The 23,178-nt window shown below is 65.2% G+C and carries 17 protein-coding genes, 1 tRNA gene and 1 other annotated feature; of the genes, 8 read left to right on the plus strand and 10 right to left on the minus strand.

Annotated elements, in window-relative coordinates; all coding sequences use genetic code 11:
• Window positions 1–107: 107 nt before the first annotated feature.
• Window positions 108–2,273, plus strand: coding sequence for a DNA helicase II (gene uvrD / locus WDB66_RS09220; protein ID WP_339398262.1), 2,166 nt, complete (start codon window positions 108–110; stop codon window positions 2,271–2,273).
• 86 nt (window positions 2,274–2,359) lie between these two features.
• Here the strand turns inward: uvrD and WDB66_RS09225 are convergent, their stop codons facing one another.
• From WDB66_RS09225 to WDB66_RS09235, 3 genes are all read right to left on the minus strand, one after another.
• Window positions 2,360–2,779, minus strand: a complete 420-nt coding sequence (locus WDB66_RS09225; RefSeq protein ID WP_339398263.1) for a type II toxin-antitoxin system death-on-curing family toxin — start codon at window positions 2,777–2,779, stop codon at window positions 2,360–2,362.
• 9 nt (window positions 2,780–2,788) lie between these two features.
• Window positions 2,789–3,010, minus strand: a complete 222-nt coding sequence (locus tag WDB66_RS09230; protein ID WP_339398264.1) for an AbrB/MazE/SpoVT family DNA-binding domain-containing protein — start codon at window positions 3,008–3,010, stop codon at window positions 2,789–2,791.
• A 120-nt stretch (window positions 3,011–3,130) separates the two neighbouring features.
• Complete coding sequence (locus WDB66_RS09235) at window positions 3,131–3,703, minus strand: NADPH-dependent FMN reductase (RefSeq protein ID WP_339398265.1); 573 nt, start codon at window positions 3,701–3,703, stop codon at window positions 3,131–3,133.
• 326 nt (window positions 3,704–4,029) lie between these two features.
• On the opposite strand from WDB66_RS09235, the gene WDB66_RS09240 reads away from it, so the two are divergent.
• Together WDB66_RS09240 and WDB66_RS09245 are read left to right on the plus strand one after the other, a co-directional pair.
• A complete protein-coding gene (locus WDB66_RS09240) occupies window positions 4,030–4,599 on the plus strand; it encodes a hypothetical protein (protein ID WP_339398266.1) in 570 nt (189 codons plus the stop codon).
• Between the two features lie 271 nt (window positions 4,600–4,870).
• Window positions 4,871–5,764: a pirin family protein gene (locus WDB66_RS09245; RefSeq protein ID WP_339398267.1), complete on the plus strand. Its 894-nt coding sequence runs from the start codon at window positions 4,871–4,873 to the stop codon at window positions 5,762–5,764.
• Between the two features lie 66 nt (window positions 5,765–5,830).
• On the opposite strand, the gene WDB66_RS09250 is transcribed toward WDB66_RS09245, so the two are convergent.
• Window positions 5,831–6,364, minus strand: a complete 534-nt coding sequence (locus WDB66_RS09250; protein ID WP_339398268.1) for a response regulator — start codon at window positions 6,362–6,364, stop codon at window positions 5,831–5,833.
• A 1-nt stretch (window position 6,365) separates the two neighbouring features.
• Window positions 6,366–7,640 (minus strand): ATP-binding protein, encoded by a 1,275-nt coding sequence (locus WDB66_RS09255; protein WP_339398269.1) that lies wholly within the window; start codon window positions 7,638–7,640, stop codon window positions 6,366–6,368.
• Between the two features lie 391 nt (window positions 7,641–8,031).
• Here WDB66_RS09255 and WDB66_RS09260 point away from each other — a divergent pair, with 391 nt between their 5' ends.
• The 5 genes from WDB66_RS09260 to WDB66_RS09280 all read left to right on the plus strand — a co-directional run bounded on the left by WDB66_RS09260 (window position 8,032) and on the right by WDB66_RS09280 (window position 18,409).
• A complete protein-coding gene (locus WDB66_RS09260; RefSeq protein WP_339398270.1) occupies window positions 8,032–12,426 on the plus strand; it encodes an EAL domain-containing protein in 4,395 nt (1,464 codons plus the stop codon).
• A gap of 151 nt (window positions 12,427–12,577) precedes the next feature.
• Window positions 12,578–13,186, plus strand: coding sequence for a transcriptional repressor LexA (gene lexA / locus WDB66_RS09265; RefSeq protein ID WP_339398271.1), 609 nt, complete (start codon window positions 12,578–12,580; stop codon window positions 13,184–13,186).
• Between the two features lies 1 nt (window position 13,187).
• On the plus strand, window positions 13,188–13,865 hold the full coding sequence (imuA, locus tag WDB66_RS09270) for a translesion DNA synthesis-associated protein ImuA (RefSeq protein ID WP_339398272.1): 678 nt from the start codon (window positions 13,188–13,190) through the stop codon (window positions 13,863–13,865).
• A 9-nt stretch (window positions 13,866–13,874) separates the two neighbouring features.
• Window positions 13,875–15,290 (plus strand): Y-family DNA polymerase, encoded by a 1,416-nt coding sequence (locus tag WDB66_RS09275; protein WP_339398273.1) that lies wholly within the window; start codon window positions 13,875–13,877, stop codon window positions 15,288–15,290.
• The gene (locus WDB66_RS09280; RefSeq protein ID WP_339398274.1) at window positions 15,287–18,409 is read left to right on the plus strand and encodes an error-prone DNA polymerase; all 3,123 of its coding nucleotides are present in this window, start codon (window positions 15,287–15,289) and stop codon (window positions 18,407–18,409) included. The genes WDB66_RS09275 and WDB66_RS09280 overlap by 4 nt, the downstream gene beginning before the upstream one ends.
• Before the next feature lie 71 nt (window positions 18,410–18,480).
• Here the strand turns inward: WDB66_RS09280 and WDB66_RS09285 are convergent, their stop codons facing one another.
• The 5 genes from WDB66_RS09285 to argS all read right to left on the minus strand — a co-directional run bounded on the left by WDB66_RS09285 (window position 18,481) and on the right by argS (window position 22,959).
• Entirely contained in the window at window positions 18,481–18,720 is a 240-nt protein-coding gene (locus tag WDB66_RS09285; RefSeq protein WP_339398275.1) for a hypothetical protein, read from the minus strand.
• Between the two features lie 41 nt (window positions 18,721–18,761).
• Window positions 18,762–19,987, minus strand: a protein-coding gene (locus WDB66_RS09290; RefSeq protein WP_339398276.1) for an IS3 family transposase whose coding sequence is annotated in 2 segments (ribosomal slippage) — window positions 18,762–19,699 and window positions 19,699–19,987 — 1,227 coding nt in all. Because the reading frame shifts where the segments join, the coding sequence is not laid out codon by codon here.
• Window positions 19,590–19,706, minus strand: a sequence feature (AL1L pseudoknot). Its footprint overlaps the gene before it by 117 nt.
• Before the next feature lie 328 nt (window positions 19,988–20,315).
• Window positions 20,316–20,392, minus strand: a tRNA-Met gene (locus WDB66_RS09295).
• A 183-nt stretch (window positions 20,393–20,575) separates the two neighbouring features.
• A complete protein-coding gene (locus WDB66_RS09300; protein ID WP_339398277.1) occupies window positions 20,576–21,178 on the minus strand; it encodes an SPOR domain-containing protein in 603 nt (200 codons plus the stop codon).
• The gene (argS, locus tag WDB66_RS09305) at window positions 21,178–22,959 is read right to left on the minus strand and encodes an arginine--tRNA ligase (RefSeq protein WP_339398278.1); all 1,782 of its coding nucleotides are present in this window, start codon (window positions 22,957–22,959) and stop codon (window positions 21,178–21,180) included. Before argS ends, WDB66_RS09300 begins: the two co-directional genes overlap by 1 nt.
• Window positions 22,960–23,178: the final 219 nt, after the last annotated feature.

Below are 23,178 nucleotides of genomic sequence, written 5' to 3' on the forward strand. Positions count from 1 at the left end.
CGCCGGCCTCTTTGCTGGCGGCCGTTTTTTCCAGCCGGACCTGCTCCTCGCACCGTTACCCCCGCACCATTGCCGGCGCAGCATCGCCGCACCGCTACAATGGCGGGATGGATGTTTCGCATTTGCTCGATGGGCTCAACCCGGCCCAGCGCGAGGCCGTCACCGCGCCGGCCGGCCCGCTCCTGATCCTCGCCGGTGCAGGTTCCGGCAAGACGCGCGTTCTGGTGCACCGCATCGCCTGGCTGACCCAGGTGATGGGCGTGCCGCCGTGGGGCGTGCTGGCGGTGACCTTCACCAACAAGGCCGCGCGCGAAATGCGGCAGCGCTGCGAAGCGTTGATGCCCGACGGCACCCGCGGCATGTGGATCGGCACCTTCCACGGCATCGCGCACCGGCTGCTGCGGCTGCACTGGCAGGAGGCCGGGCTGCCGGAGAGCTTCCAGGTGCTGGATGCGGACGACCAGCTGCGCCTGGTCAAGCGCGTCATCGCCGATCTGGAACTGGATGACAGCCGCTATCCGCCGCGCCAGGCGGTCTGGTTCATCAATGCGCACAAGGACGAGGGCAAACGCGCCGGCGCGATCCAGGGCGGCCACGCCGCGACCGATCCGCTGCTGCGCATCTATGCCGCCTACGAAGAAGTCTGCCAGCGCGCCGGGCTGGTGGATTTCGCTGAACTGCTGCTGCGCACGCACGAGCTGCTGCTGAAGAACCCGGCGCTGCTGGCGCACTATCGGCAGCGTTTCGGGCAGATCCTGATCGACGAATTCCAGGATACCAACGCCATCCAGTACGCCTTCATGCGGGTGCTGGCCGGCGATACCGGCAATGTGCTGGTAGTCGGCGATGATGACCAGTCCATCTACGGCTGGCGCGGCGCGCGGGTCGAACACGTGCAGCATTTCCTGCACGATTTCCCCGGCGCGCAGACCATCCGGCTGGAGCAGAACTACCGCTCCACCTCCAACATCCTGACCGCCGCCAACGCGGTGATCGCGAACAATCCCGACCGCCTCGGCAAGCGCCTGTGGACCGAGGATGGCGAAGGCGAGCCGCTGGATCTGTTCGCCGCGCACGATGAAAACGACGAGGCGCGCTACGCCGTGACCCGCATCCGCGAATGGATCGATGGCGGCGGCCGGGCGCAGGACTGCGCCATCCTCTACCGCTCCAACGCCCAGTCGCGCGCATTCGAGGAAGCCCTGATGCAGGCCGGGCTGCCGTACCGCGTCTACGGCGGCGTGCGCTTCTTCGAGCGGGCCGAAATCAAGGACACGCTGGCCTATCTGCGCCTGGTCGCCAACCGCGCCGATGACGCCGCCTTCGAGCGCGCGGTGAACACGCCCACGCGCGGCATCGGCGGGCGCACCATGGAACAGGTTCGGCTGCGCGCACGCGACGAGAACGCGCCGCTGTGGGAAGCGGTGCTGGCCGAAATCACCGGCACCACGCTCGCGGCCCGCGCGCGCAACGCGCTGCGCGGCTTCGTTGAACTGATCGAAAACCTCGCCGCCGCGCTGGACGGCATGACCCTGCCCGAACAGATCGAACACGTGCTGACACAATCCGGCCTGCGCGCGCATTACGCCAATGAATCGCGCGGCCTGCTCGATGCCCGCACCGACAACCTTGACGAACTGGTCACCGTCGCCAGCCGCTTCACCCCCGGCGACAACGTCGACGATCTGCCCGAGCTGATCGCCTTCCTCGCCTATGCCGCGCTGGAAGCCGGCGAAGGCCAGGCCCAGCAATGGGAAGACGGGGTGCAGCTGATGACGCTGCATTCGGCCAAGGGGCTGGAGTTCCCGCTGGTGTTCCTGGGCGGCATGGAGGAAGGCCTGTTCCCGGCGCAGCGCTCGCTCGACGAACCCGGTCGGCTGGAAGAGGAACGCCGCCTGGCCTACGTCGGCATCACCCGCGCGCGCGAACGGCTGGTGCTGTCCTATGCCGAATCACGCCGCATCCACGGCGTCGATACGCTCGGCGTGCCGTCACGCTTCCTGCGCGAGATCCCGGCCGACGTGATCCGCGAAGTGCGCCCGCGCATCAGCATCAGCCGCCCGGCCACGATGCTCGGCGGCGGCGCGCGGATGCGGATGGAGGAATCGGCCAGCGCCTTCCGTCTCGGCCAATCGGTCCGTCACCCGCATTTCGGCGACGGCACGATCATGGACGCCGAAGGCGCCGGCAGCCACGCACGGGTACAGGTCAACTTCGAAAATGCCGGCCCGAAATGGCTGGTGCTGGCCTTCGCGCAACTGGAAGCGGTGTAAGCCCCGTAGTCCGGGTAAGCGCAGCGCACCCGGGAAGAAATCACGGGAAACCACTCCCGTGGCATAAACCCGGCAGGCTAGCTCAATCAATACGCCGGTTTCGATTCATGCACGCGGTCATCATCCCGGCGGATGCGTTCGCGCAGCCAGGCGGCGAACTCTGCTTCGGGCAGGCTGCCTTCGGCCAGGGCGAGCATTGCGGTGTATTTCTCCTCGTCGCTGGCCAGCAACGTACTGCCGTTCAACGCCAAAAATGCGCGGTAGCAGACGTGTACGGTGCGTTTGTTGCCATCCACGAACGGATGGTTACGCGCCAGACCAAAGGCCAGGCTGGCGGCAAGATCGGCCAGATCCGGCGGCGGCTGACCATGCGCATACAACTGCTGCGGACGCGCCAATGCCGAATCCAGCAGGGCTTCATCGCGCACGCCGCTGCTGCCGCCATGCTCGGCCAACTGGCGGTCGTGGATGGCCAGGGCAAAAGGCTTTTCGATCCAGACGATCATGGCTCACCCCTACTGCGCGAGCTTGTGCAGCACGGCGCGATCTTCGCGCATGATTCGTTCGGCCACTTCCAACTGCTCGGCCAGGGTCGGATCGAACACCGTCAGACGGATGCCGTCCGGGGTTTCCAGTGCGAACAGTTCATCGCCCTTCTGCAACCGCAGGCGGGCCAGCAGTTCCTTGGGCAGGATGACGCCGGCCGAATTGCCGATGGTGGTGATCTTGAGCTTCATCGTCGTGCTCCGTGGTAGTTATAACTGACGTTATACCACTCCCGGCGACAACACCAGCGCCGGCCACAGCGCCAATGGCCCGCCCGCAGTGACACGGGCAGGCCACGGATCAGGCAGGTTTCAGGCGCCGCGCGGCAGCACCGTCAGCACCCGTGCGATGTGCTGGTGGAACTCTTCCAGATAGCTGGCCAGGAACTTCGCGGTACCAGCATCGGCCACTTCGCCGGCATCGTTGAGGAAGCCGTCCTTGAACTGGATGTAGCCCTCCGGCGAACTCATCTGCGGCGAGTTCAGGAAACCCAGGATGCTGCGCAGATGCTGCTGGCCCACGGCGGTGCCGATCGCACCGGGCGAAGTGCCGATCACCGCCGACGGGATATGCGCGAAGGAGTTGGTGCCCCATGGCCGGCTGGCCCAGTCGATGGCGTTCTTCAGGCTGCCGGGAATGGAACGGTTGTACTCCGGCGTGATGATCAGGATCGCATCGGAGGACTCGATCGCCTTCTTGAAGTTGCGGCCAGCTTCCGGGTAATCGGCGTCGTAGTCGTAGCTGTAGAGCGGCAGCTCGGCGAACGGGATTTCGGTGAACTTCAACTGCTCGGGCGCCAGCTTGATCAGCGCATGGGCGAGCTTGCGGTTGATCGAATCCTTGGCAAGGCTGCCGACCAGGTAACCAACGTTGTAGGTTTTCATCTTCTTCTCCCGCCAGGTTGAAAAGGCGCCCGCACGGCATGTACGGCTGCGATGCCATGGTACGGCGGAACAGGTGTCGCGAATGTTTGCCGCGTGTTACGCCGGAATCCCAAATCCGCCCCGATCACGATCACCCAGGCAGGCGAAATACGCGTCGAACGCGCCTTCACGCCACACCCGGCCGGCTTTCCACGCAGACACTTCAGCGGCTTGCAGTGGCGCGCCGGGCTGACCACACTCGGGCAGCGCTTTGCACAAGCCGTATCCGCGCCGTCGTGTTCCGGCATACGAATCCGTCTTTTCCATCTGCCCGAGGTCGATCACCCATGCGTACTGCCCTGTTCCTGCCCCTGCTTCTGTCCTGCGGCCTGCTGGCCGCCTGCAACACCGCCGACACCCCGGCGGCCGACGCCACACCAAATGCGGCGCCGAAAGCAGCAGCCAAAGAGAATGCACGCGCGCTTTCCAGCGCCTGCCAGATCTTCAGCAACGATGACATCCGCGCCCACTTCGGCATCGACACGGCAACCGAACTGAAGGTGGACGAAGGCGGCGGCGCCTTCCCGAACTGCTCCTACGAATGGGGCACCGATCTGGTGGTGCGCACCATCCACGTCGGCGGGCAGGAGATCCAGGTGCGCGATCCGGCCAAGCTGATGCTGGTGGTGGCACGCGGCGTCGGGCCGGAAGCATTCAAGGCCAGCACCTCGGTCTACAAAGACGCGCAGGATATTCCCGGCATCGGCGAACAGGCACGTTGGGGTACGGCGATGTCGCAGCTGACCTTCCTTTCCGGCAGCAACCTGGTGCACATCAACGTGAAAGCCGATTCGGACCCGGAAACCAACCGGCAGAAGGCGATCGAACTGGCCCAGGGCGCGCTGCGGAAACTGTAAGCGTGCAGCCGGCGCGGAGATCGGCTGCGCCGCCCAGCGCGGCTCGGCTGTGCAGCTGGTGCTTTCCTTCTCCCCCGGAGAAGGTGGCCCGCACGGCCGGATGAGGGTTCGGCCGCCGTGATGTTTTGCTGGTCTATCCACAACGCGCCGTCCGAACCCGTACACCGGCCTGCGCGCTTGCAGCGTTGCTGCTCGAAAGCACTCCTCACTCCGAAGGGAGAAGGAAATGCGCAATGAGGCTGATCAACCCACATCAAAGCAGGAAACCATCGTGATCGAACATGTCATCAACCAGCGCCAACGCGATCTGGGCGCCTTCGTGGTTGGCCGCGTCCTGCCCTCGGCGCAGCGGCGCATGGTCGGCCCTTATATCTTTTTCGACCGCATGGGGCCCAAACAGATTGCCGCCGGTCTGCCCCGCGAAGCCGATATCCGTCCGCATCCGCACATCGGTCTGTCCACGATCACCTATCTGTTCGACGGCCACATTACGCACCGTGACAGCCTCGGCTTCGAGCAGGCGATCCAGCCGGGCGAGGTGAACTGGATGACCGCCGGGCGCGGCATCACCCATTCGGAACGGTTCGAACACCTGCGCAGCCACGGCGGCCCGCTCGACGGCGTGCAGGCCTGGGTGGCGTTGCCGGAAGAAAAGGAGGAACGCGAGCCCGGCTTCTGGCATCACCGCGCCGATGCGCTGCCGGAGTGGCGCGACAGCGGCATCCATGGCCGCCTGATCGCCGGCCACCTCGCCGGCCTGCAATCGCCGGTGGAAACCGACTCGCCGCAGTTCTACGTGCACTGGCAACTGCGCGCCGGCACCCGCATCTCGCTGCCAGCCGAATACCCCGAACGCGCCGTCTATGTCGCCAGCGGCGAGGTCGAACTGGACGGCCAACGCATCGAGCCGGGCAGCATGGCGGTGCTGGTGTCCGGCAAACCCGTCACCATCACCGCCATCGGCGACGCCGTGGTCATGGCACTGGGCGGCGAACCGCTCGGCCCGCGCTACATCGACTGGAACTTCGTCTCCTCCTCGAAGGAACGCATCGACCAGGCCCGCGCCGACTGGGCCGCCGGCCGCATGAAACTGCCGGATCTGGACAACCGGGAATTCACCCCGGCCCCGCCGCGCTTCGGCAAGGAGCCGGAGGCCCGACGATGACAGGCGACATCAATCGCCCCGAGTTCTCCCGGATCATTCAAGACGATGAAACAATCCGCCGCCGTGTCAGTCCTTGACCTCATCTAGGTCAAGCCAGATGCCGCCATCCGGGTCGCGGTCAATCGTGGTGATGCCCGGACACTCCTCCTCCAGGCGCTGCCTCTCGCGTTCGGACGCTGCGGAACGCGCGAAGGCCTGCACGGCCTGTACCTTGCCGCGTGTCAGGATGGTTACCACGGCCTCCTGCAGTGCCCCATCGTCCCACGGCTTTTCGATGAAGCGGGTCAGTTGCGCGTCGTTGATCGCCGCGATGATGGCGTCGCGATCGGCGAAGCCGGAAATGATCACCCGCGGAGCATCAGGCTGGAGCGGAATCACCCGCGTCAGGAACTCCACGCCGTCCATGCGCGGCATCCGGTAGTCGGTGAGGATCAGGTCAAATGTGGCTTCCTCACAGCTGCGCAGCGCGTCCGTGGGAGAACTGAAGGCATCAATTTCCAACGGATCACCATCCAGGCGCTGAGGGCTGATGGCGGTCAGGCATCGCCGCAGCGCGCGCAGAATGTTGGGTTCGTCGTCCAGCAACAATACTCGATACATTTCATGACTCCATGCCCCGCGAACGAGGCTGCTCGATCGGCAATTCGATCAAAAACAGCGTGCCCTGCCCCGGCACGCTGGTGACCTCGATCGTGCCGTGGTGTTTGGCCACGATGCCATAGGAAATCGCGAGTCCCAGCCCAGTGCCTTCGCCCACGATCTTGGTGGTGTAGAAGGGGTCGAAAATCCGCGGCAGCACGTCCTCGGGTATGCCCTTGCCGTCATCGCCTATCGAGACACGCACCTTGTCGCCATAACGCTCGGTGGTGACGGTGATGACACCGTAATTGTCCAGTGCCTGTCCCGCATTCATCAATATGTTCATGAAAACCTGGTTGAGTTCCGAGGACAGGCATTCGATCAGTGGCAGCTCCCCGAACGTCTTGACGATATGGGCCTTGTATTTAAGTTCGTTCCGGACGATGTTCAGGGTCGATTCGAGCCCGGCATGAAGGTCGGCCAATACCCAGTTGTCGATCCGATCCACATGGGAAAAGTCCTTGAGGTCACGGACGATCTTGACGACGCGATCCACACCTTCGCACGATTCGGCGATCAGATCCCGGATCTCGCTCGCAACCTCCTCAATATCAATTCCTTCATCCTCGCTCAGGGGCTGGCCATCCAGGCGGGCGCGGGTTTCGGACAGCAGCTGAAAGATATCGTGCCGCAGCGCGTTCAGATTGGACTTGACGTAAGCCATCGGATTGTTGATTTCGTGCGCCACACCGGCCGCCAGCTGGCCGATCGAAGCAAGCTTCTCGGTCTTCAACACGGCTTCCTGAACATTGCTGAGCCTGGCCAGCGCCACTTCGAGCTCGCTGTTGCGCAGATTGAGCTCCAATTGGCGGCAGTGCTCCAGGGTGACGTCGCGCAACGATAAACCGTACGGCGCACCGCCGCGCTCTCCGAGCGCGTTGATCTTGACCTGGAGCACGCGCGACGAGCGATGCGGCAGATCCAGCGTCACATTGCCAGACCACGTGCCACGCAAACGGCACAACTCCAGCGCGTCCGGCGGCACCAGCTGCGGATGCCAATCCTGCACGTGGATGCGCGGAGCACCGCCCTGAACCGGCGAGAGCACCTGGGCCAGAAGTTTCGCGGCGCGATTGCTGTAGAGGATGGATTGATCGGCTTCCAGCAACAGCACGGCGGCCGGCATGTACTCGACCAATTTCAGGACATGCAAATTGACCCGCTCCGGCTCATCTGGTCGGCTGACCGGTCCGACCACCGTGCTTGATGCTGACGAAGCGGGGCGTTCGGCGTCCATCAAGGCCCTCGGAGCGGGTACCGCGCGCGGCGCGTCAGATCACGCCGGCCGATCCCGGCAGAAGGCCCGGCAACATCGTCCTCAACGGACCAGGAGGCGTTTGGGAGACGAATCGGGTGCCGCGATGGGTGCATTCCGCGCTCCATGATTTCATCCGAAGACGACCTGATCGACAGGCATGTCGCGCGCGACCGGAGTATCCGACAGAACTTGCGAATCAGTCGCAACGATGATAGGAAATGCCCGCGGGCGGTGCAATCGTACGACACCGGTTTCCAGTTCCGCCGCACGTCTTCGTGCGAGCCGGGGCTGTGTGCCCGATATCCGGGCTGCGGACCGCCCGCCGGCTGATGCCAGGCTCACGCCACCTTGAACTGCAGGATCGATCGCGATGGAACATTCCGGCAGCGCAGGATCTGAGGCAGCTTCGACGCGGTGGCTCCACGCGTTGGCGATGATGGCTGGGGGCGAGGATGCCTTGGCGCTGGCGGCGCACATCTGTGAGCTTCCGATCGCCCTGCTCTCACTCGGCTCCGATGAGTTCCAGACGCCGTGCATGGCCACCGGGCTGGATGCAGCCCAAATGGATGCCCTGGCACCAGCATGCCTGGGCGTCGCGACCGGAGCGGTCGACGGAACCATGTTCGATCCGTCGAAAGGATCCGCACTGCCATCGATCACCAGAACGGCGGGTGCACCGGTACCGGTGTTTCTCGTCGGCGTGCCGCTGCTCGGCGAGGATGGTAAGGTCCTTGGCAGTCTGTGCGTGCTTGCCCCGGAACCGGTGGCCTGGGACGCACGGCGCCATGCGGGTCTGCGCCTGGTCGCCTCGCAGCTGGCCCGCCGCATCCGGAACTGCACATCGCAGAAACTGGCGGACGGCAGCACGCAGGAGCCATCCTGGGCGGAGTGCGGAGAACTTCCGGTGACCCCGGATGGCGGACTGGATGCCGTCATCAGCAGCGACGAAGCCGGTCATGTCACCGGCTGGAATCTGGGTGCCGAACGCATCTTCGGGTACCGCGCCGAAGAAATGCTCAGCACGCCGATCAGCCGCATCGTTCCGGAATACGAACAGGAAGAGCATGCGCGCCTGCTCCGCAGATGTCGCGAGGCCGGCCGGACCGAGCCGCTTGAAACCTCCCGGCTGCACCGCAATGGCGACAGGGTCTGCGTGCTGGTCCATTGCACGCCAGTGCGCGGCGTCGATGGCCGCGTCACGGGTGTGGTCGAACAGATTCGTGACATCCGCGCGTTGCTCGTGCGGGAAAATGAGGCCGTGCGGCTCTCCCGGCTTTATGCGGCGCTGACCCGGCTTGTCCAGGTCGTCGCCGGTGAGCCGCCGCGCGACAAGCTGTTCCAGACCGCCTGCACGTGTCTGGTCGAGGATGCCGGGTTTTCCACCGCCTGGGTCGGCTGGCACGAACCTGCGACGCAGCGGATCCTGCCCGTGGCATTTGCCGGGGAAGCCTGGGCGCAACTTTCCCGCATCGCCGTCTTCGCAGACGACCGTGCCGAGGGGCGCGGTGTCATCGGCACGGCGTTTCGCACCGGCAGGTATTGCGTCAGCAACGACCTGGAAAACGACGCCCGCCAGGCACCATGGCAGCACGCGATACGCGATTGCGCGCTGCGCGCGGCAGCCGCCATCCCGATCCGGGACAAGGGAACGATTGCCGGCACCCTCAATGTCTACTCGCGCGAGCGCGGGTACTTCCGCGAGCAGGAAATTTCGCTGTTGGAGCGATTTGCCAACGGCATCGGATTCGGGCTGGAAGTTCTGGCGCGTACCGAGGCAATGCGGCAAACGCAGCAGCAGGCCGAACGCGCGCAGCGCCTGACCGATGCCATGATCGAGAGCATGCCGGGCATCTTGTACCTGTACGACAGGGAAGGCCGCCTTCTGCGCTGGAACCGGAACTTCGAGCGCCTCACCGGGCTTCGTCCAGAGCAGATTCGCGACATGAGCTCAGCCGATTTCGTTGCAGAGTCGGATCGTGATCGACTCAAGGCCGCGATTGAAAGGGCATTTGCACACGGCGATGCGGCCGTTGAAGCGGGCATACGTTTGCACGGGGGGCGCGTCCGGCCGCATTTACTCAGCGGGCGACGCGTGCAACTTGATGGGGCCGACTGTTTGGTCGGCGTGGGCATAGACATATCCGCGCGGGTCGAAGCCGAGGAGCTGCGTCGACAAAGTCAGGAACGCTACGGCCTGCTGTTCGAGCACGCGCCGGCAGGCGTTCTGGTTGGCGACGCCCATGGGATCTGCGTCGACGTCAACCCGGCCGCATGCCGAATATTAGGCCGGAAACGATCTGCAATCCTCGGCAAACACCTGTCTGAACTCACCGGTGGGGACAACTTTCCGCCTGCTCCCGCCGGATTGGCGCGCTTTGCCGACGGCGGGCGGGTTCATGAAGAGTGGCGCTTGCCCCACGGCCCGGACAAGGGCGTCATCGTTCGTGTCACCCTCACAGGCATGCCCGATGGCACCTTCCTGCTCCTGATGAACGATGTCACGGAGCGCAAGCTGCAGGAGCACCGACTCGCACGCCTGAACCGGTTGCGACGCATGATCGGCGCGATCCACTCAGCCATGCTGCGGCGCAAGGACCGCGCCTCGCTGCTGCGCGAGGCCTGCCGCATCGCGGTGCAGGATGGTGATTTCGCCATGGCGTGGGTGGAGGAAATCGACTCGGCGACGGGCATGTTGCGGCGTCCTGCGGGCAGCGCGGCGTGCAACAGCGAGGATCTTTCATCCGATGACCTGATGCTCGACCCGAGCCACCACAAGGAGACCCTGGGCATTCGCGCCCTGCACAGCGCCCGCTCGGTTGTCACCGATACGCTCGCCGATTCGGACATTGCATCTCCTGAACTTGCCTGTTGCATCGAGTCGCCGAGAGGGCACTCGGGGGCCGCATTCCCGCTATTGGTCGCAGGGAAAGTGGATTGTGCGCTGGTGTTTATGGCATCGGAGCCCGGGTTCTTCGACGAAGCGGAGATCGAGCTGTTGGAGTGGGTCGCACGCGACCTCTCCTATGCCCTGGAACATATCGAGACCGCCAGCCAGCTGCACCACCTGATCCACTTCGATCCGCTCACCGGCCTGATGAACGCCCAGTCGTTCCACGAACACGTGGAGGTGCTGGCAAACGAGGTGCACACCCAGGGCGGACAACTGGGTGTCGTCATGCTGGATCTGGAGAAGTTCGCCCAGACCAACCGACAGTATGGGCGCGCCGCGGGAGACCATTTGCTGCAGGAAGTGGGCTCCCGCCTGAGCGAATCGTTCCAGAGTCCCGCGCTGATCGCGCGCGTCGGCGGTGACACGTTCGCCGTCGCCGAACCCGCGCCCGCCACCGTCGAAAGCGATGTCTGCGAAGAAATGCGGCGCCGGCTGACGCTGGTCTTCGAACGCATGTTCAGAGTGGGCGACGAGGACATTCAGCTGAAGGCACGATTCGGCGCCGCCCATTATTCGGCCGCTGCGGATGACGCGGACGACCTGCCTGACCTGGAGCGGGCCGGAGCCGCCCTGCACCTGGCCAAGGCGGGTGGCGAACGATTCAGCAGGTATTCGCGCAGCGGCCAGCACGGCAGTGCCCAATCACTGGAAACGCAGTTGCATGAAGCGCTCAACCAGGAGCAGTTCCGGCTCGTCTATCAGCCACGGGTGGACCTGGTAAGCGGTGAAATCGTGGGGGCGGAGGCACTGCTGCGCTGGCACCATCCGGAACGTGGTCTGATCATGCCCGGCGAGTTCATCGGTGCCGCCGAACGCAGCGGGCTAATTTACCAGATTGGCAACTGGGTACTCGACAAGGTGTGCTGGCAGCAAGCCCAGTGGCGGGCTGCAGGCGTGCCGCTCGTGCAGATCAGCGCCAACATCTCGGCTATCCAGATCAACCGTGGCGACCTGTTCAGGATCATGACGGAAACCCTTGCCCGGCACCGGCTGACGCCCGACCTGATCGAACTGGAATTGACCGAAAGTGCCGTGCTGCAGGACATGGCCACGTCGGCACTCGTACTCAAACAGCTGCGCGGGCTCGGTGTCGGGCTGGCGCTCGATGATTTCGGCACAGGGTATTCCTCGCTCTCGCACCTCAAACAGCTGCCGTTCCACCGGGTCAAGATTGATCGCAGCTTCATTGTCGATGTCACCCGCAGCGTCGAGGATGCCGCGATCGCGCTGGCGATCATCCGGATCGCGCGCAGCTTGCGCCTCAAGGCGGTTGGCGAGGGCGTCGAGACACACGCACAGCTCAAGTTCCTGACCAAGCACGATTGCGACGAGATGCAGGGCAACCTCTTCAGCCCACCGATAGAGGCCGACGCCTTTGTCGCCAGCATCATGAGCAGGCGCAAGCTCGCCATCCCCGGTGCGGAGCCGTCCGATCACCGCAACCTGCTGGTGGTGGACGACGAGATCGGAATCTGCAATGCACTGACCCGTCTGCTGCGGCGGGACGGCTACAACATCCTCATTGCCCGCAGCGGTGCCGAAGCACTGGACCTGCTGGCACTGCATCCGATCCAGGTGATCCTGTCCGACCAGCGCATGCCGGGCATGTCGGGCACCGAATTGCTGGGCAAGGTGAAGAGCCTTTATCCCAACACGGTGCGCATCATCCTGTCCGGCTATACCGATCTCAGCGTGGTCACGGAAGCGGTCAACCAGGGTGCGGTTTTCCGATTCCTGACCAAGCCGTGGGATGACGGACAGCTGCGCAGCCAGATCCGCGACGCCTTTGTCCACTATTACTCGGATCAGAGCTGAGCCGCGCCGGCGGGTTGGCCGCATGATCGAGCGGACAACTTCGTTGACAACTACCGGGGCCCCAGGTGGCGTGCCTCCGTGCCCGTAGAATCCACGTCCTCATCTGATCGAGGTTGGCAGGCGCTGCATCAATGGGGTACAAATGTACTCCATGATTCCCCTCAACCCCCGCCGCCAGGCCATCCTGACCTTCATTCAGGAACGCGCCCTCATCCACGGCCAGCCTCCCTCGCTGGCCGAGATCGCCGCTGCCTGCGGATTGGCTTCACGCGGGGCGGCGCGCAAGCAGGTGCTGGCGCTGGCGGAGGCCGGACTGGTCGAGCTGACCCCGGGACAGGCGCGTGGCATCCGGCCTGCTGGTGCGGGGCTTAAATCCACCACGTTGCCGGTGCCGATCCTCGGCCGGGTGGCGGCCGGCGTGCCGATCGAGGCCGATGCCGAACTGGTCGATACGCTGTCGCTGGATGCGCGCCTGTTCTCGCAGCGGCCCGACTACCTGCTGCGGGTACAGGGTGACTCGATGAACGGGGACGGCATCCTGGATGGCGATCTGGTCGGCGTGCATCGCAGTTCCGAGGCACGCGACGGTCAGGTGGTCGTGGCCCGGCTCGATGGCGAGATCACGATCAAGCGTCTGTCGCTGCAACAGGGCCAGGTGCGCTTGCTGTCGCGCAATCCGGCCTATGCACCGATCGAAGTGAAGGCTGGTCAGGAGTTCGCCATCGAAGGCATCTACTGCGGCCTGGTGCGGCGCGGCTGATATGGGTGCCGTGCTTGCCTGGCCGCAGCCGCTGGCCGCCAACGATGCCGCCGTGGGCACCCCTGCGCCGGATGCCGGGCTTGAGGACCTGCTGGACGGTCGTCGGCTGTGGAAAGGCGGCAGTTTCCCGGCCGCGCCTTCAGTCCATGCCACCGGCCACGCGGCACTGGACGCAGTGCTGCCGGCAGGCGGTTGGCCGGGTTCGGCGCTGAGCGAAATCCTTCATGCGGCCGAAGGCGTGGGTGAAATCCGTCTGGCCTGGCCGGCGCTGGCGCGCCTGTCGCAGGCGGGTGAGCGCATCGTGCTGGTGGCGCCACCGCATCGGCCTTTCGCGCCGGCCTGGCAGAGCGCTGGTATCGCGCTGGAGCGCCTGCATCTGGTGAATGCGGAAAGCCCGAAGGATGCCTTGTGGGCGGCCGAGCAATGCCTGCGTTCGGGCAGTTGCGGCGCGGTGTTGTGCTGGCCACAGCTGGCCGATGACCGCGCCCTGCGCCGGCTCCAGGTGGCGGCTGAAACCGGCCAGACCCTGGCGCTGGCCTGGCGTCCGTTGCAGGCTGCGCGCAACCCTTCGCCGGCGGCGTTGCGCATCGCCATTGATGCGGCTGCATCGGCGCTGCGCGTGCTCAAGTGTCGCGGCGGAATGGCGCCGCCGCAGTCGATTCCGTTCAACGCGCACTGAGTCCGGGCGATGCACTGGGCCTGTCTGTTGCTGCCGCATCTGGCGCTTGATGGCTGTCTCCGCCGTGCGCCGGAAAGTCCTCTGCCCACGGTGCTGATCGATGGTCCGCTGCAGCGCCGCGTGCTGCGCGATGTCTGCGAACGCGCCCGTGCGCTGGGCCTGCGGCCGGGTCAGTCACTGACCACCGCGCAGGCGCTGGCCGGGCAGTTGCGCATGTTGATCCACGACCCGCGCGAGGAAACCCGTCAACTGGATCTGCTCGCGGCCTGGGCTTACGGTTTCAGCTCGCAGGTCGCGGTGCTGGGGCGTCGCGCGCTGGTGGTGGAAGTGGCCGGCAGCCAGGGGCTGTTCGGGCACTGGCAGACCTTGCAGGCGCGCTGGCGCGAGGAACTGGACGCGATGGGCTTCCGCCATCGCCTCGCGTTGGCGCCGTGGCCGCTGGCCGCACGCGTGCTGACCGGGATCGAGGATGGCGCAGCATGCGAAGACCCGCAGACGCTGCGTGCACGCTTTCAGCATGTGCCGGTGGATCGCATTGGCCTGCCGGCCGGCATGGCCGATTCCCTCGCACGCATGGGCCTGCGCACACTGGCACAGGTGCAGGCCATGCCGCGCAGCAGTCTGGCGCGGCGCTTTTCACCGAAGCTGCTGGCACATCTGGATGCCTTGCTCGGTGAGCGCGACATGGCGCTGACACTGTATCGCCCGCCGGATCGTTTCCAGGCGCAGGTCGAGCTGGGTTTTGAGGTCGAATCCTCGCAGGCCCTGCTGTTTCCGCTGCGCCGCCTGACCGCCGATCTGGCGCTGTATCTGGTCGCCCGCGATGGCGGTGTGCAGCACTTCGAGCTGCTGCTGGAACACGAAGGTCATCCAGCTACGCCTGTACCTGTCGGCCTGCTGGCGCCCGAGCGCGATGCGGCCCGTCTGTTTGAACTGGCGCGCGGCCGGCTGGAGCGCGCGCATCTGCCGGCGCCGGTGCGTGGCATGACGCTGCGTGCGGAAGAACTGCCGCCGTTCGTGCCGGAACGGCGTGAACTGTTCGATCCACGTCCGCAGCAATCCACGCCGTGGCAGGCCCTGCGTGAACGCCTGCGCGCGCGCCTGGGTGAAGACGCAGTGCAGACCCTGGCCGCACCGACCGACCATCGTCCTGAAAAGGCCACGCAGTGCCTGCTTGAATCCGCTGCCGCGCCTGCCGGTCCGGCACTGCCGCGCCCGGCCTGGTTGCTGCACGAGCCGCGCCGTCTGCCTGATGCGCTGCCGCAGGTGCTGGCTGGCCCGGAACGCATTGAAACCGGCTGGTGGGATGGGGGCGACATCCGCCGCGACTACTACCGCGTGCGCACCCGCAGCAGCCAGTACGCCTGGGCTTTCCATCCGCACGACGGCGATGGCCGGCTGCTGCTGCATGGCTGGTTCGCATGAGCACGGCCGCGCTCCCGGACTATGCCGAATTGCATTGCCTGTCGAACTTCAGTTTCCAGCGCGGCGCTTCCAGCGCCCGTGAGTTGTTCCAGCGCGCGAAACACCACGGCTACGCAGCGCTGGCGATCACTGACGAATGCACGCTGGCCGGTGCAGTGCGTGCCTGGCAGGCGGCGAAGGAAGCCGGCATCGCCTTCATCGTCGGCTGCGAAATGCAGATCGAAGACGGCCCGAAACTGGTGCTGTTGGCGGAAAACCTCGCCGGCTACCAGAGCCTGTGCCGCATGGTCACCGCCGCCCGCCGCCGTGCGGAAAAAGGCAGCTACCGGCTGTTGCGCGAGGATCTGGACAACGACACCGATGGCCTGCTCGCGCTGTGGCTGCCCGGCGATGCTCCGGCTGTCGGCGACGGCCACTGGTTGCGCGCATGTTTTCCCGAACGGCTGTGGATCGCGGTGGAACTGCATCGCGGCCCCGATGACGCCGCGCGCCTTGCCCAACTCCAGGCGCTGGGTGAAACACTGGCGCTGCCGCTGGTCGCTGCTGGCGATGTGCATATGCATGCGCGTGGTCGTCGTGCTTTGCAGGACACGCTGACCGCGATCCGCCATCACGTCACGGTGACCGAAGCCGGGTACCGGCTGTTCCCGAATGGGGAGCGGCATCTGCGATCGCGCGCGGCCCTGGCTGGCCTGTATCCGGCGGAACTGCTGACCGAATCGGTACGCATTGCGCGGCGCTGCACGTTCGATTTTTCGCAGTTGCGTTACCAGTACCCACACGAAGTGGTGCCGCCCGGTTTCAGCGCCACGGCTTGGCTGCGCCAGTGCGTCGAGGAAGGCATGCGTTGGCGCTGGCCGCAGGGCGTGCCGGACAAGGCGCACCGGTTGATCGACAAGGAACTGACACTGATCGCCGAACTGGGCTACGAGAGTTATTTCCTCACCGTGCACGATCTGGTCCGCTTCGCACGCTCACGCGGCATTCTGTGCCAGGGCCGTGGCTCGGCGGCGAACTCGGCGGTCTGCTACGCGCTGGGCATCACAGAGATCGATCCGGAACGCATCGGCATGCTGTTCGAGCGCTTCATCTCGCGCGAGCGCAACGAGCCGCCGGATATCGACGTGGATTTCGAGCACGAGCGGCGCGAGGAAGTCATCCAGTACGTGTTCGCCCGCTATGGCCGCGACCGCGCCGCACTCACCGCCGTGGCCAGCAGCTACCGCGCCACCGGCGCGCTGCGTGATGTGGCGCGTGCCCTCGGTTTGCCGCCGGACAGCGTCAACGCGCTGGCCGATTGCGTCGGGCACTGGAGTGATGCGCTGCCCGATGCGGCCATCCTGCGCGAGCACGGTTTCGATCCGGACAGCCCGCTGATCCATCGCATTCTGGTGTTGGCCGGTGAACTGGTCGGTTTCCCCCGACACCTGTCGCAGCATCCGGGCGGCTTCGTCATTTCCGAGCATCCGCTGCACACGCTGGTGCCGGTGGAAAACGCCGCGATGGAAGGGCGCACCGTGGTGCAGTGGGACAAGGACGATCTGGATGCCGTGGGCCTGATGAAGGTCGACGTGCTGGCGCTGGGTATGTTGAGCGCGCTGCGCCGTTGTCTGGATCTGCTGCGCCGGCACGATGGACCGGACCTGACGCTGGCGACGATCCCGGCCGACGACACACCCACCTGGGACATGATCAGCCGGGCCGACACCATCGGCACCTTCCAGATTGAATCACGCGCGCAGATGGCGATGCTGCCTCGCCTGAAGCCGAAAGAGTTCTACGACCTGGTGATCCAGGTCGCCATCGTCCGCCCCGGCCCGATCCAGGGCGACATGGTGCATCCCTACCTGCGCAGGCGACGCGGCGAGGAGCCGGTCAGCTATCCGTCCGAGGCGCTGAAGAAAGTATTCGAACGCACCTTGGGCGTGCCGCTGTTCCAGGAGCAGGTGATGGAACTGGCCGTGGTTGCCGCCGGCTACACGCCGGGAGAAGCGGATCAGCTGCGTCGCGCGATGGCGGCGTGGAAACGCCACGGTGGGCTGGAGCCGCATCGGCAAAAACTCATCGGTGGCATGCTCGAACGCGGTTACGACGAGGCCTTCACCGAGCGCATCTTCGGGCAGATCAAGGGCTTTGGCGAATACGGATTTCCTGAATCCCATTCGGCCAGTTTTGCGTTGCTGACCTGGGCCAGTTGCTGGCTCAAATGCCACCATCCGGCGGCGTTTGCCTGCGCCATCATCAACAGTCAGCCGATGGGTTTCTACAGCCCGGACCAGATTCTGCAGGATGCCCGCCGCCACGGCGTGGCGGTGTATCCGGTGGATGTGCGTTACAGCGATTGGGATTGCTCGCTGGAACAGGACAAGCGCGGTGCCTTCGCCATCCGTCTGGGTTTGCGCATGGTCCGCGGGTTGGCCGAGGGCGCCGCGCAACGCATCGTCGCGGCACGCGCGCACCGTCCCTTCACCGATGTATCCGACCTTGCCCAACGCGCCTGTCTGGATCTGTCCGGCAGCGCAGGTGGCACCCACAGCAATGAAAAATCCCCACTTGCGCGTCTGGCCGATGCAGGTGCCTTGCGTGGCATCGCCGGCCATCGCCACCGTGCGCGCTGGGCCGTGGCCGGGCTGGAACCACAACGCCCGTTGCTTGAAGGCATCGCCACGCCGGATGTGGCCATCAGTTTGCCGTTGCCGGGTATCGGTGAGGAACTGCTGTCCGATTACGCCACCACTGGCACCACACTGGGCCGGCATCCGCTCGCACTGCTACGCGCCCGACTGAGCAGACAACGCTGCAAAAGCTCGCGCGAACTTGCCGGTTTCAATGCCGATCGTGCGGTCCGTGCCGCCGGCCTCGTCATCGGCCGCCAACGCCCGCAGACCGCCGGAGGCGTCACCTTTGTCACCCTGGAAGACGAGTTCGGCCTGGTCAATGTCGTGGTCTGGCAGCAGCTGGCCCAGCGGCAACGTCGCGCATTGCTGGAATCACGTCTGTTGCAGGTCGATGGTGAACTGGAGATCAAAGACGGCGTGTGTCACCTGATCGCCCGCCACCTGCATGATCTCAGCCCGTGGCTTGCATCACTGGCTGTGCGCAGCCGGGATTTTCACTGAGCTGGATTGAGCCACTTCCAGTCAGCCTCTTAGAGCAGCTTCATCCCTTCGTGCACCACAGTTCGGTGTTCCTAAATTTCGACAAGATCATCCATCCACTGGTCGAAGCTGGACTTTTTGGTGGGCAGGCATGTAACCGGCGTCCAAGCGCCCTCCTCGTTTCGCAGTACGCGACCCTGTTCGCCCGGCACATTCTTGGCCGTGGGCGCTTCTGGATCCGCCGCCTTTGCGCGTGTCAGCAATCCGGTAATGGCCAATCTGTCCTGGCGTGTCAGATTGGGTACGTATCGCGAATACACGGTGAAGAGCATCTTGAACCTCCCCGGGAATTCCGGAGGCTCATTGTTGTGAGTCACGCCGCCATGGCGTACTCGGGGTTGTCGCGATAGTACGCGGCTTCTGCCTCGGCCGGCGGGATGTTGCCGATCGGCTCCAGCAGACGTCGATGATTGAACCAATCCACCCATTCCAGCGTGGCCAGTTCGACGGCCTCCCGGCTCTTCCAGAAGCGACGGTGGATGACCTCGGCCTTGTACAGTCCGTTGATCGTCTCGGCCAACGCGTTGTCGTAGGAGTCGCCCACGCTGCCTACCGACGGTTCGATGCCGGCATCGGCCAGACGTTCCGTGTAGCGGATCGAAACGTATTGGCTGCCGCGGTCTGAATGATGGATCAGGGAGCGGCTGGCGGGGCCACGACGGGCGTGCAGCGCCTGTTCCAGCGCATCCAGGACGAAGTCCGTGTGCGCGGTGGCCGCCACCTTCCAGCCGACGATGCGCCGGGCGAACACGTCGATGACGAAGGCGACGTAGGCAAAGCCCTGCCAGGTCGAGACGTAGGTGAAGTCCGACACCCACAGCGCATCGGGTCGGTCGGCGCGGAACTGCCGGTTCACCCGGTCCAGCGGACACGGCCGCGCCGGGTCGGCGACGGTGGTGCGCACCGGCTTGCCACGGACCACGCCACGCAGCCCCATCTGCCGCATCAGTCGCTCCACCGTGCAGCGGCCGACCTGCACGCCCTCACGCAGCAACTGCCGCCAGACCTTGCGCACGCCATACACCTGGAAGTTCTCTTCCCAGACGCGGCGGATCTGCTCGCACAGGTCTGTATCGCGACGCTGCCGCATCGGCTGGCGTTCCGGATCGGCCCGCCGGGCCACATGCGTGTAGTAGGTCGACGGAGCGATCGGCAGCACCCTGCAGATCGGCTCGACTCCGTACGTGTCGCGGTGTTCGTCGATGAACGCCGTCATGGCTTGAACCGGCGGTCGAGCTCCGCCTGGGCAAAATACGCCGACGCCTTGCGCAGGATCTCGTTGGCCTGCCGCAGCTCGCGGTTCTCCCGCTCAAGCGCCTTTATCCGCTCACGCTCGTCGGTGGTTGCGCCGGCGCGCAGACCGCGGTCACGCTCGGCCTGGCGCACCCAGCGGCGCAGCGACTCGGGCGTGCAGCCCACCTTGCCGGCGATCCAGGCAATCGCCGCCCACTGCGATCCGTGATCGCCCTGGTGCTCCAGCACCATCCGCACCGCACGCTCGCGCAGCTCCGGGGAGTAACGTGTTGCTGTCGTCTTCATGGCTCCATCCTCTCAAAGGTTGGAGCCTCCGAAGAACCCGGGGCGGTTCACATCCATGGAAAGTGCGCTCTGAAGACTGCGTGCGGGAAACTGCGGAACCGGATGCAACCAATCGAGTGTGAGGGTCAAATTCAGCGCCTTGTTCGGGCCTGTGACACGTCCAACTGTCACAGAACCTGTCACAGGCCTGATTCGGCATTCGTAGCTGACCTCCCAGGAAGACGCACCCGAAAGTATCCAGCAATGCTGTGACAGTGGATCAGGCACAAAAAAGCCCGCTTCTCTGGCGGGCTTTAGTCTTACAACATACTGATTTTATTGTTGATTTTGGTGGCTATGGGTGGACTCGAACCACCGACCCCAGCATTATGAGTGCTGTGCTCTAACCGGCTGAGCTACATAGCCAGAACCTTGGAATCTGTTGCTGTGACCCTTGGCCTGTGTGGGTTGTCCACAGGCACCGCCGGGTCGCGGCAAGCTACGCAGTGTAACAAATTACCGGCCAGGAACAACCATGACTGCTGAATCCGGTGCCGGCGGTGTCACAGGCCGCCCTGGCGTGCTGCCGGGCGGCAGCACAGCGGAGCCTCAGGGAATCGCTTCGCGCACCGCCAGGGTGTCGGGTACGCCGTTGCTGGCCAGCTGGCGCTTGGCTTCTTCCAGTTCGCGCGCGGTGGCGTAGGGGCCAAGGCGCACGCGGTACATCGTGGTGCCGTTGACTTCGGCCGGTTCGACCCGGGCCTGGAGGCCGGCCAGCGCGATGCGCGCCTTCATTGCGTCGGCATCGCGCATGTCGCGGAAGGCGCCGGCCTGGAGCTGGTAACGCTCACGCGCCGGCTGCGTGGTGGTCGGGGCGTTGGCCGGTTGGGCGGCTTCGGCGCGGACCTTTTCCGCCAGTTCGGTATCGGGCACGGCGGTTTCGCGCTCGCGCAGCAGGGTGTAGAAGTCGTAGCGCGGCTTCTGGCGTTCGGCTTCCGGCGCCTTGGCCGGGGCGATCGGCGGATCGGATTCGCGCGGTGCGGTGGCGGCCGGGTTCGGGCGCGGGCCGGGCAGTTTGCCGTCGCGTTCCCAGATCAGTACGGCGGCCGACAGGCCCAGGCCGATCAGCACGCCACCCAGCAGCCACAGCCATACGGGGATGCGGCGTTCGTTGCCACGGCGGGCCTGGGTTTTCCTGCGTCGAGCAGCCATCACATCGTCTCCGGTGCGGATACCCCGATCAGTACCAGCCCGTTCACCAGCACCTGGCGGATCGCCAGGCACAGCCCGATGCGGGCGTTGCGCAGTTCCTCTTCGGGCACGAGGATCGCGGTGGCGTTGTAGTAGCTGTGGAACTCGCCGGCCAGTTCACGCAGGTAGGTGGCGATCAGCTGCGGGGCGTCGTTGGCGGCGGCCGAGTCGATCACTTCCGGGAAGCGCAGCAGTTCCATCAGCAGGTCCTGCTCCTGCGGTTCCACCAGACGGGTGCGGGCGGCTTCGATCGCGGTGCGGGTGTAGGTCCACTGTTTTTCCGCCATCTGCCGCAGCAGTGCGCAGACGCGGGCGTGGGCGTACTGGATGTAGTAGACCGGGTTGTCGTTGGACTGTTTGCGCGCCAGTTCCAGATCGAAATCCAGGTGCTGGTCGTTGCCGCGCATGACGTAGAAGAAGCGCGCGGCATCCGTGCCGACCTCGTCGCGCAGTTCGCGCAGGGTGACGAAGCTGCCGGCGCGGGTCGACATCTGCACGCGCTCGGCACCGCGATACAGGATCGCGAACTGCACCAGCTGGATGTCGATCTTCGTCTGGTCCAGGCCCAGACCATCGGCGGCGGCACGCAGGCGTGCGATGTAGCCGTGGTGGTCGGCACCGAACACGTACAGCGCGCGCTCGTAGCCGCGCTCGAACTTGCTCAACAGATAGCCCAGATCCGAGGCGAAGTAGGTGCTGACGCCGTTCTCGCGCACCACGACGCGGTCCTTGTCGTCACCGAAATCGGTGGCGCGGAACCAGGTGGCGCCACCCTTTTCGTACAGATGGCCCTTGGCGCGCAAGGTGTCGATGGCGCGCGCGACGTAACCGTCGGTCATCAGCGAGCGTTCGGAGAAGAAGTTGTCGTGCTTGACACGGAACTGGCCCAGATCGTCGCGGATATCGGCCAGGCACCAGTCCAGACCGGCCTCGAAAACGATGCGGTAGTCGGCCTCGCCCAGCAGGTTGCGGGCGCGCGCGATCAGCGCATCGACATGGGCTTCCTTGTCGCCGGGTGCCTGTTCGGTGCCCTGGGTTTCATCCGGCGGCAGATCGGCCTGCACATCGACCGCCTTGTGCAGCAGGCGGTCGCCTTCGCGCGCGCGCAAGGCACGGGCGATTTCGACCACGTAATCACCCCGGTAGCCGTTGTCCGGGAAGCGCACGCTGACGCCGCCCAGTTCCAGATAACGCACCCAGACGCTGACGGCCAGGATGTCCATCTGCCGGCCGGCATCGTTGACGTAGTACTCGCGCTGGACGGTATGGCCGGCGGCTTCCTTGATGTTGGCCAGGCTCGCGCCATAAGCGGCGCCGCGGCCGTGACCCACATGCAGCGGGCCGTTCGGGTTGGCCGAAACAAACTCGATGGTCATCGATTCGCGCGAGCCTTCCGGCTGATGGCCGAAGCGTTCGCCCTGCTCCAGCACGCGCCGCACCGCACTCTGGCGGCAGGCCAGATTGAGTTTGATGTTGATGAAGCCCGGGCCGGCAATGTCGACCTTCTCGATGTGCTGCGACTTTGGGAAGGTGTCCGCGATGGCCTGTGCCAGCTCGCGCGGATTGCGGCGCAGCGGCTTGGCCAGCAGCATGGCCACGTTGGTGGCGTAGTCGCCGTGCTCAGGGTTCTTGCTACGCTCGATCACGAAGGCGGGTTCGCCCTCCAGTTCGATCGTGCCGGCACGCTTGAGATCGAGCAGGGCCTGCAGCACCAGCTCGCGGAGATGGTCTTTGAACGACATCGGGGTTTCCTCGACAAGCCGGGTAGTGTACCAGTGCGCCGGAAACGCGTGCGAATGGGCTCTGCGGCGATTCAGATGGGCGGCATTTCAGGAAATACCCCGTCGCGGCGGCGGTGACAGTCGGGGACGTGATGGCGGAACGGATATGGCGTCAGTGACTTGCCTGATGTCGGGGTTCGCCGGGCTCATCCCGACCTATGCGGAGTGAATGAACGAATA

The sequence above is a fragment of the Denitratimonas organivorans genome (assembly GCF_037478135.1).
GTDB lineage: Bacteria > Pseudomonadota > Gammaproteobacteria > Xanthomonadales > Xanthomonadaceae > Denitratimonas.